At 74.6% G+C, this 9,508-nt stretch carries 11 protein-coding genes and 1 pseudogene; 7 read left to right on the top strand and 5 right to left on the bottom strand.

Annotation, left to right across the window (positions count from 1 at the left end; genetic code table 11):
• Nucleotides 1-314 (bottom strand): annotated as a pseudogene (locus ACWENR_RS27170) (hypothetical protein); the annotation flags it as partial.
• Between the two features lie 384 nt (nt 315-698).
• Here ACWENR_RS27170 and rpmB point away from each other — a divergent pair.
• Nucleotides 699-890, top strand: a complete 192-nt coding sequence (gene rpmB, locus ACWENR_RS27165) for a 50S ribosomal protein L28 (protein WP_334565896.1) — start codon at nt 699-701, stop codon at nt 888-890.
• 233 nt (nt 891-1,123) lie between these two features.
• Entirely contained in the window at nt 1,124-2,380 is a 1,257-nt protein-coding gene (locus tag ACWENR_RS27160; protein ID WP_452279791.1) for an ATP-grasp domain-containing protein, read from the top strand.
• A 77-nt stretch (nt 2,381-2,457) separates the two neighbouring features.
• On the opposite strand, the gene ACWENR_RS27155 is transcribed toward ACWENR_RS27160, so the two are convergent.
• Together ACWENR_RS27155 and ACWENR_RS27150 are read right to left on the bottom strand one after the other, a co-directional pair.
• Nucleotides 2,458-2,925, bottom strand: coding sequence for a GNAT family N-acetyltransferase (locus ACWENR_RS27155; RefSeq protein ID WP_452279790.1), 468 nt, complete (start codon nt 2,923-2,925; stop codon nt 2,458-2,460).
• 28 nt (nt 2,926-2,953) lie between these two features.
• The gene (locus tag ACWENR_RS27150) at nt 2,954-3,892 is read right to left on the bottom strand and encodes a thiamine-phosphate kinase (RefSeq protein WP_452279789.1); all 939 of its coding nucleotides are present in this window, start codon (nt 3,890-3,892) and stop codon (nt 2,954-2,956) included.
• A gap of 122 nt (nt 3,893-4,014) precedes the next feature.
• Here ACWENR_RS27150 and ACWENR_RS27145 point away from each other — a divergent pair, with 122 nt between their 5' ends.
• Together ACWENR_RS27145 and ACWENR_RS27140 are read left to right on the top strand one after the other, a co-directional pair.
• Complete coding sequence (locus tag ACWENR_RS27145; RefSeq protein ID WP_013284547.1) at nt 4,015-4,248, top strand: Lrp/AsnC ligand binding domain-containing protein; 234 nt, start codon at nt 4,015-4,017, stop codon at nt 4,246-4,248.
• Entirely contained in the window at nt 4,249-4,893 is a 645-nt protein-coding gene (locus ACWENR_RS27140; protein ID WP_452279788.1) for a DUF3515 family protein, read from the top strand. It begins immediately after the preceding gene.
• Between the two features lie 166 nt (nt 4,894-5,059).
• Here the strand turns inward: ACWENR_RS27140 and ACWENR_RS27135 are convergent, their stop codons facing one another.
• The gene (locus tag ACWENR_RS27135) at nt 5,060-6,166 is read right to left on the bottom strand and encodes a D-alanine--D-alanine ligase family protein (protein ID WP_452279787.1); all 1,107 of its coding nucleotides are present in this window, start codon (nt 6,164-6,166) and stop codon (nt 5,060-5,062) included.
• 227 nt (nt 6,167-6,393) lie between these two features.
• On the opposite strand from ACWENR_RS27135, the gene ACWENR_RS27130 reads away from it, so the two are divergent.
• Nucleotides 6,394-7,674, top strand: coding sequence for an ATP-binding protein (locus ACWENR_RS27130; RefSeq protein ID WP_452279786.1), 1,281 nt, complete (start codon nt 6,394-6,396; stop codon nt 7,672-7,674).
• Between the two features lie 209 nt (nt 7,675-7,883).
• Here ACWENR_RS27130 and ACWENR_RS27125 read toward each other — a convergent pair whose 3' ends face one another.
• On the bottom strand, nt 7,884-8,102 hold the full coding sequence (locus ACWENR_RS27125; RefSeq protein WP_452279785.1) for a hypothetical protein: 219 nt from the start codon (nt 8,100-8,102) through the stop codon (nt 7,884-7,886).
• 280 nt (nt 8,103-8,382) lie between these two features.
• Here ACWENR_RS27125 and ACWENR_RS27120 point away from each other — a divergent pair, with 280 nt between their 5' ends.
• Nucleotides 8,383-9,228 carry a helix-turn-helix domain-containing protein gene (locus ACWENR_RS27120; protein WP_452279784.1) on the top strand — a complete coding sequence of 282 codons (846 nt, stop codon included), beginning with the start codon at nt 8,383-8,385 and terminating at the stop codon, nt 9,226-9,228.
• A 4-nt stretch (nt 9,229-9,232) separates the two neighbouring features.
• Entirely contained in the window at nt 9,233-9,433 is a 201-nt protein-coding gene (locus ACWENR_RS27115; RefSeq protein ID WP_091096846.1) for a DUF397 domain-containing protein, read from the top strand.
• Nucleotides 9,434-9,508 lie beyond the last annotated feature (75 nt).

Raw genomic sequence — 9,508 nt, 5'->3', positions numbered from 1 at the left:
CCTGCCCCGCGAGCAGTGGCCCCGGCTGCGGGCCTACACGGTGCGCGCCTGGGACCCGCTGGCCGGGGAGCTGCCCGGGCCATCAGCCGCAGCGCGTGCCCGTGCGGGGTGGGGCCGTCCTCCGGGAGCGTGCCGAGATCCATCGCCAGCGCCTGCTGCGCGGAGGTGAGGGTGAGGACCAGGTTGGTCCCGGTGTCGCCGTCGGGCACCGGGTAGACGTTCAGGTCGTCGATCTCGCCCTGGTGCCGCTTCAGCGCGGCGAGCCCGCCCGCGCACCAGCGGCGGACCGCGGCGGCGTCGAGGGTGTCCAGCACGGCGAGAAGCCTACTGGCGGGCACCGACGCGCGCCGGGGCCGGCGGTCGCACCCCGGCGTGTCCGGCTGCGGGCGGCGTTCGCGCCCCGACGTGTCCGGCTGCGGGCCAACGGTCGCACCCCGACGTGTCCGGCGGCCGGCCGGCGGCCTCCCCGGCCCCGGTCGCGCCGGCGCCGCCGGCCGGAACTACCCTCGTGGTCGCGTCCCTTCGTGCGTGTGGCTGGGGGGACGGTGCCGACCGGGCGATCGTGTCCGCGTCGCGCCGCGGCGGGCCCCGCCCCGGGGCCGGTTGGTCGGGTGCCCGGGTCATCGGGTAACCTGGCCAGGTTGCCCGGGCTGCGCCTGGCGGCGACCTCATGAACGTTTCAAACCCAGGAGTATCCCGTGGCTAGCGTGTGCGACGTCTGTGGCAAGGGACCGGGCTTCGGCCACAACGTGTCCCACTCGCACCGGCGGACCAACCGCCGCTGGAACCCGAACATCCAGTCGGTGCGTACCCCGGCCGGTGGCGGCAACACCAAGAAGATTCAGGTCTGCACCTCCTGCATCAAGGCTGGCAAGGTCACCCGCGCCTGACGCGGTAGTCCCCAGCTTCACACTCGTCATTACCGGCGGGCCCCTCGTGGGCCCGCCGGTTCTGTCGTGTCCGGCCGCCGCCGACCGGGGCGGGCCCGCATCGACCGGGGCGGCCGGCTGACGGGTAGGCGACGGCCGGTTCGACGTTCGACGCGGACCTGGTTAGGGTCTGCGTGCGCCGGGAGTCCGGATCGGAGCCGGCGCGCCGGAGAACCGAGCGCGGAGGACGACTGGTGCAGCTTGACCTAGGCCGGGACGAGATGATCATCGTCGGGGCCTCCCTCGGAATGCTGCGCTGGTTCAGCGAGGAGCTGCCGGCCGGCAGCGTCGTCCTCGTCGAGGAACCGGACGTCATCGAGCGCCGGGGGCTGGAGCGGTTCGCCGACGAGATGGCCTTCATCTCCCGGGTGGTGCCCGCCGAGTACCAGACCGGCCTGGACGCCGCCGCGTTGCTCGCCCGGGAACCCGCGCTGGCGACCGCGCGCCTGGTCATGCCCGGCCTGGAGTACGCCGTCGGCGCCGCCGCCCGGCTCGCCGAGGCGCTGGGCCTGCCCGGGGCCGGCCCCGCCGCGGCCGACGTCTTCGCCGACAAGCACCGGATGCGGCTGCTCGCCGCCGAGGCCGGCCTGGCCAACCCGGCCTTCGCGCTGGTCGACTCCCCCGCCGCCGCGACGGAGTTCGCCGCACGGCACGGCAGTCGCTGCGTGCTCAAGCCGACCCGCCGCTCGGGCAGCCTCGGGGTGCAGATCATCGCCGACCCGGCGGAGATCGCCGGCGCCTGGGCGGGGACGGCCTCCCCCGAGGAGCCGCCGGAGGCGACCGGCCGGGGGCTGCCCACGGGCGTCCTCGTCGAGCAGGTCGTCGACGGCCGGGAGCACAGCGTCGAACTGCTGGTCGCCGACGGCGAGGTCTTCTTCGCCAACGTCACCGACAAGCGGGTGCTGCCGGGGCGCTCCCCGGTGGAGACCGGCCACACCGTGCCGACCGCGCTGCCCGAGGCGACCCGCCGGGAGCTGATCGAGGTGGCGACCCGGCTGGCCGCCGCCGCCGGTTTCCGCACCGGCACGCTGCACAGCGAGTGGATCGTCGCCGACGGGGTGCCGACGCTGGTCGAGTGCGCGGCCCGGCTGCCCGGCGACATGATCACCGCGCTGGTGTCGATCGCGTACGAGTGCGGGTTCATCGAGGCGTACCTGCGGACGCTGCGCGGCGAGCGGCCGGCGCTGCCCGCCCGGCCGAGCGGCGCGGCGGCGGTCGAGTTCCTGCTGGCCCCGCCCGGCACCGTCACCGCGATCGACGGGAGGCGCGAGGCCCTGCGGGTGCCCGGGGTGCTCGAGGTGCAGCTCGACGTGGCGGTCGGCGACGCCGTGGCCCAGGTGACGTCCTCGCTGCGGCGCAGCGGTCACCTGCTGGCCTGGGGCGCCGACCCGACCGAGGCGACCGCCAACGCCGGCAAGGCCGCCGAGCAGATCCGGATCACCACCGCCTGAGCCGTCGCGGGACGTCGCTGACGCCGCTGGTCGCCAAGGCCGCCCAGACGGCCCTCGACGTCGCCTCGGGCGGCGGCTCAGAGGGTACGGCCGAACGAGATGCAGCCCGGGGCGTCCTTGTAGAAGCCGAAGTTGGGGATCCGCTCGTAGCCGGCCGCCGTGTACATGGCGATGGCCTCGGGCTGCCTGTCGCCGCACTCCAGGACGATCCGCTTGCGCCCGTGCTCGCGGGCCGAGCGCTCCACCGCCGCCAGCACCGCCCGGGCCACGCCCCGGCCCCGGACCGCGCGGCTGGTGAACATCCGCTTCAGCTCCGCCGTGTCGCCCCCGTCGCCGTGGCTGCGCCAGCCGCCGCAGCCGACCGGCTCGCCGTCGAGGTGGGCGACGAGGAAGGCGCCGGCCGGCGGCTCGAACTCGCCCGGCTCGACCGGGGTGTCGTCGCCGCTGCCGCCGTACCGCTCGCCCAGCTCGGCCAGCGCGGCGCGGATCAGCCGCTGCGCGACCGGCGAGTCGAAGCGCTCGACGCGGATCTCGATACCACTCACGGGTAAAGGGTACGACTCGCGCCGGCCCTTACCGGAAGTGGTCCCAGCCGCCGGGCCCGTCGTACGGACGGCCGTCGACGGTGACGCCGGAGCCCTCCGTCACCCGCCCGACCGCCCGCCAGTCGGGCGGCAGGGCCACCGCCGGCGGGAAGGTCGCGGCCAGCGCGTGGTCCTCGCCCCCGGCGAGGAGCCAGGAGTACGGGTCGACGCCGAGGGCCTGGGCGGCGTCGCGCATCTGCCGGGGCACCTCGAACGCGTCCCGCCGCACGTCGAGCGCCACCCCGCTGGCCTTCGCCACGTGCCCGAGGTCGGCGACGAGCCCGTCGGACACGTCGATCATCGAGGTGGCGCCGAGCCGGGCCGCGTGCGGTCCGGCCGCGTACGGCACCTCCGGCCGCCGGTACGCCTCCACCAGCAGGCGGGGCGTGCGGAAGCCCCGGGAGAGCACGGTCAGCCCGGCCGCCGCGTACCCGGTCCGGCCGGCCAGCGCCAGCACGTCCCCCGGGCGCGCCCCGGCGCGGGTGACCGGTGGCCGCCCGCCGAGGTCACCGAGGGCGGTGACCGCGATCGTCAGCGTGGGGCTGGCCGACATGTCGCCGCCCACCACGCTCGCGCCGACCTTCGCCGCCTCGGCGGCCAGCCCGTCGGCGAGCTCCTCGGCCCACTCGGGTTCCAGCTCCGGCGGCATGCAGAGCGCCACCAGCAGCGCCGTCGGCTCCGCCCCCATCGCGGCGACGTCGGCCAGGTTGGCCGCCGCCGCCCGGTGGCCGACGTCACGCGCGGCCGACCAGTCCCGCCGGAAGTGCCGCCCCTCCACCAGGACGTCCGTCGAGGCCGCCACCCGGGCGTCCGGGGCGGCCACCACCGCCGCGTCGTCCCCCGGACCGAGCAGAACGGTCGATCCGTACGACAACCGGGCGGTCACCCGGTCGATCAGGCCGAACTCGCCGATCCCCGCCACACTCATGCCGGCCCTCCGCCGTGCTCGCTCACCGCTTCTCCTCGACCACCGATAGGGATCAGACCTGGTCCGTAAGGTACTTTCTCCTCTCGGGCCGCCTGTGAGCGGCGACGGACGGAGGTCGAGTCGTGGTACAGGCGTACATCCTCATCCAGACCGAGGTCGGCCGCGCGCGTGACGTGGCCGGTCTGATCGCGGACCTTGCCGGCGTGGTACGGGTCGACGCCGTCACCGGGCCGTACGACGTGGTCGTCCTCACCGAGGCGAACACCGTCGACGAGCTCGGCAAACTCATCGTCAGCAAGGTGCAGATGGTGCCCGGCATCACCCGCACCCTCACGTGTTCGGTGGTGCGCCTGTAAGTGGACAAGATCACTGACTCTCCCGTGACCGATCCCGCCCCGGCGGACGAGGTCGCCCCCGACCGCCCGTCCCGGGACCGGACGACCCGCAGCGCCGCGCTGATCGCCACGCTCGTCGCGCTCCCGGTCACCGCGCTGGTGGGCGCGCTCGCCTTCGTCCAGCTCTCCCCGGACCAGCCGGCCGAACCCGCCGCCGCGCCCAGCCCGACGGCCACCAGCGCCCGGCCGCAGTCCACCGCCCCGGTCGAGATGGCCGCGCCGGCGCTGGCCGAACGGCCCGCCGTCGTGTGCCGAGCCCTGCTGTCCCAGCTGCCGCCGACGATCGGCGACCTCGCCCAGCGCCCGGTCAGCGCCGGCCCGGAGCAGAACGCCGCGTACGGCGACCCGGCGGTCACCGTGGCCTGCGGCGGCGCCGAACCGACCGTCGGCGACACGGACGAGGTGCTCATCGTCAACGGCGTCTGCTGGCATCCCACGCAGGCGGCCGACGTCACCGTCTTCGGCACGCTGGACCGGGAGACCACGGTGACCGTCCGGGTGCCGAGCGCCTACGAACCGCCGGCGAAGTGGCTCCCGCGGATCTCCGACACGGTCCTGGCCTCCGTACCCTCCGGCGGCGACGCCCCGCGCGGCTGCCGCGGCTGACCACCCCGCCGGCATCGAGCGGGTGGGGGTGGCGCAACTTCCTGGAAAGAGTGGCCTTCCTCTGGCGGGGAGGCCACTCTTTCCCTGAAACGGTGCGATCTTCATGCCGCACGGCGCTCCCCCGAGCGCCGGCTCGGCGGCGGGCGGCGGCCCAGAGAGCGGCGGCTCAGTGCAGGCCGACGCCGCGGTGCAGGGCGGTACGGATGAGGCGGTTGACCAGCTTCGGGTACTCCAGCCCCGACGCCGCCCACATCCGGGGGAACATCGACGTCGGCGTGAAGCCCGGCATCGTGTTGATCTCGTTGAGGTAGACGTCCAGCTCCGGGGTGACGAAGAAGTCGACCCGGGCCAGGCCGGAGCAGTCGAGCGCGGTGAAGGCGCGGGTGGCGTACTCCTGGACCTGGCGGGTCACCCGCTCGGGCAGCTGCGCCGGGATGTCGTACTCGCAGGCGTTCTCGGAGTCGATGTACTTCGCCTCGAAGTCGTAGAAGTCGTAGTCGCCGACGACCCGCACCTCGGCGAGCACGGACGCCTCCGGCGCGCCGCCGGCCTCGCCCTCCAGCACGCCGCACTCGATCTCGCGGCCGACGACGGCCCCCTCGACGAGCACCTTCGGGTCGATCTGGCGGGCCGTGGCGACGGCGGCGTCCAGGTCCGCCCAGTCGGTGACCTTGGTGATGCCGAACGACGAGCCGGCCCGGGAGGGCTTGACGAAGACCGGCAGCCCCAGCCGCTCCTTCTCCGCCTCGCTGAGCGTCATCCCGTTGCGCAGCACCGCGTACGGGCCGACCGGGATGCCCTCGGCGACGCAGAGCTTCTTGGTGAACTCCTTGTCCATCGCGGCGGCGGAGGCGAAGACGTTCGCCCCGACGTACGGGATGCCGGCCATCTCCAGCATGCCCTGGATGGTGCCGTCCTCCCCGTACGCGCCGTGCAGCACCGGGAAGACCACGTCGACGTCGGCGAGCGCCCGGGGGCCCTCGGTCGGGTCGAGCACCATCAGCCCGTTGCCGGTCGGGTCGGCGCGCAGCACGATGTCGGTGCCGGACTCCGCCGTGATCTCCGGCAGCCGGCGGGCGTTGATCGCCAACTGGGCCGGGTCGCCGCTGGTCAGCACCCACTGGCCGGCCCGGGTGATGCCCACCGGCACCACCTCGAACTCGTCCGGGTCGAGCGCGCCGAGCACGCTGCCGGCGCTGACGCAGGAGATGCCGTGCTCCGGGCTGCGGCCGCCGAAGACGATCGCCACGCGGGTCCTGCCTGGGGTGGTCACTGCGTCACCTCTTCGTACGCGACTGCGGCGCCCGTCGTGGCGCTCACCCGGTTGACCTTACTGTGCGTGGCCGATTCGGGATGGCGATACCCGGGAGGCACGACCGCCCCGGCGCAATCGGTCAACGACACTTATACGGTGCGTAACCGCACTCGTGTCCGCCGTCTCCGCCCGTGGCGAGATCCGGGGCGGTGACGGCGCCGGGCGCCCACTACGCTGCTCGTCCTATGAGCGCTGATCCCCTCATCGAATCGCTGTCGGCGGCCCTGGACGCGCGCCCCGACGACCTGCCGCTGCGGCTGCACCTCGCCTCGCTGCTGCTGGACGCCGGCCGGGCCGGGGAGGCGATCGCGCAGGTCGGGCAGGCGCTCGCCCGGGACCCGGGCAACACCCAGGCCCAGGCCCTGATGCAGCGGGCGCTGGGTGGCTCCGTACCGCCGCCGGCGCCGGCCCCGCCGGGGCCGCAGCCGCCGGCGCAGCGCCCGGCGCCCGCCGCGCCGCGCGGTCCCGCCGCGACCGCCGACCAGGATCCCCTCGCGGCCTACGAGCAGGAGCTGGCGGACGTCGTGCCGCCGCGCTTCGCCCGTGCCGGCGACGAGCCGGAGCCGGTCACCGGCGACTCCGACCGGGTGTACGACGTGGAGACCTCCGTCGTCCGGCTGGCCGACGTGGGCGGCATGTCGGCGGTCAAGGAGCGGCTGGAGCTGGCCTTCCTCGGCCCGCTGCGCAACCCCGAGCTGCGCAAGATGTACGGCAAGAGCCTGCGCGGCGGGCTGATGCTCTACGGCCCGCCCGGCTGCGGCAAGACCTTCCTCGCCCGGGCGGTCGCGGGCGAGATGGGCGCCAAGTTCATCTCCCTGTCGATCGTGGACGTCCTCGACATGTGGCTGGGCAACTCGGAGCGCAACCTGCACGAGCTGTTCCAGGCGGCCCGCCGCAACGCGCCGTGCGTGCTGTTCCTCGACGAGGTCGACGCGCTCGGGCACAAGCGCTCGCAGGTCAGCTCCAGCTCGATGCGGACGCTTGGCAACCAACTGCTGGCCGAGCTGGACGGGATGGAGGGCAGCAACGAGGGCGTCTTCGTGCTGGCCGCCACCAACACCCCGTGGGACGTCGACCCGGCGCTGCGCCGCCCGGGCCGGCTCGACCGGGTGGTGCTGGTGCTGCCGCCGGACGCGGAGGCGAGAGCGTCGATCCTCGAATACCACCTGCGGGAGCGGCCGATCGCGGGCATCGACCTGCGGAGGATCGTGGCGGCCACGGAGGACTACTCCGGCGCCGACCTGGCCCATCTCTGCGAGACCGCCGCCGAGTTCGCGATGGCCGACTCCGTGCGCACCGGCGAGGTACGCATGATCGAGCAGCGGGACCTGGAGCGGGCGGCGAAGGAGGTCCGGCCGTCGACGAAGCCGTGGATGGCCACCGCCCGCAACGTGGCGATGTTCGCCAACGAGGGCGGCGTCTACGACGACCTGGTGGCCTACCTGAAGCGCCGTCGGATGCTGTGACGCCGGGCGGCCCGGCCGCCGCATCCGCAGCGCCGCCGCGCGGCCGCGACGCCGTGACGCCGTGACGCCGGGCGGCCCGGCGGGGCGCCGGGCCGCGCCTCTCCGCCGGGCCGGGCCTCCTGCCGGACGGGCCCTCCGTCCGGCGGGGCCGCTCTCCCCGATCGCACCGTTCCGGCCGCGAGCCGGGCGCGCGGGCGGGGACCGCCGGCTCAGCCGCGCGCGTGCCGCCGGCCGATGGCGATCACCTTGACCCGCTGCCGGCCGGCCCGGACCATGCCCAGCGCCATGAACGCGCCGGCGATCCGGTCGGCCGCCTCGCGGCTGGTCGCGCCGACCACCTGCCGGCGCCGCTCGGGGCAGGTCCGCTCGTCGCGGCCGGCGGCCTCGACGGGACGGACGTCGGTGAGCACCACGAGGAAGCGCGTCATCGGAGCCCGCCGGCGCGGTCGGCGCGGGCCTGCTGACCAGTACGCACGTCGGATCCCTTCCGGCTGACGGGCCACGGGGGCGTGGCACGCGGCGATCGGGTACGGGGGAGAAACCCGATCGCCGCGCGCCCCATCCCCTCCGGTCGCTCACCACCACCGTCGCCACGACAACCGGCGGTGAGGACGCGATGACAGATTGACATGTCCATAGCCGTGAATGCAACTCTCATCGACGTTCTCTCATCTACACCTTCCCGTGAAGATGTGCGACGATCGATGCATGGCTCCCAAGACGGCCCGGGCCCGACGCCTGGGCATCGCGCTGCGTACCCATCGGGAAGCCGCCGGACTCACGCTGGAGGCGGCGGCCGACGAGATCAGCAGCACCCGAAGCACCCTGTCCCGCTACGAGAACGCCCAGACGCTCGTCAGCCCGGCCACCGTGCGCGCCCTGCTCACCCTCTACGGGGTCGGCGCGGACGAGGTGGCCGCGGCCGTCCAGCTCGCCAAGGACGCGCGCAAACCCGGCTGGTGGGTGTCCTACTCGTACCTGCTGGACCGGCGCACCATCGACTTCATCGCGCTCGAGGCCGAGGCGACCGGGATCGCCAACTTCGAGCCGTCGGTGGTGCCGGGCCTGCTCCAGACCGCCGACTACATCCGGGGCGTCATGCGGGGCGGCCCGCACACCCTCGGCGACGACGAGGTGGAGCAGCGGGTCCACGTACGACTGGACCGGCAGCAGCGGCTCACCGCCGACAGCCCGCCGATCCTGGACGCCATCATCGACGAGGGCGCGCTGCTGCGACCGGTCGGCGGCCGATCGGTGATGGAGAGCCAGCTCCACCACCTGCTGAAGATGGCCGAGCTGCCCAACATCACCGTGCAGGTGATTCCCCTCGCCGCCGGTTACCACCGGGGGACCCGGGGCTCGCTGCACATCCTTGAGTTCGCCGACCCGGAGGACCCGATCATCGCCTCGGTGGAGACCGTGGCCGGGCAGATGGTCCTGGACCGGCCGGGCGACCTGCGTACCTGCACCAAGATCATGGAGCACCTGCGGACCGTCGCGCTCAGCCCGGCGGCCAGCCGCGACCAGCTCCTCCAACTCCTGAAGGGACGGTAGGACCATGACACCGACGACCAGCGCGGCGCTCGCCGTGGCCCGGTGGCGCAAGAGCAGCCACAGCGGCGACCAGGGGGCGTGCGTGGAGATGGCGGTGCTCCCGGAGACGGTCGCCGTCCGCGACTCGAAGGACCCGTCCGGCCCGGCGCTGCTCTTCCCGCCCGCCGCCTGGGCCGCCTTCGCGGAGGCACCGCCCCGCCGCTGACCTCGCCCCGGCGCCGGCGCGTGCCCCCGCGGGGCCGCGCCCGCCCCCCCGGGCGCGCCGGGGGCCGCCCGGAAT

It is taken from the genome of Micromonospora sp. NPDC004336 (assembly GCF_053602615.1).
The sequence above is the reverse complement of the archived record's forward strand: the minus strand, read 5'-3'. Positions and strand labels throughout refer to the sequence as shown.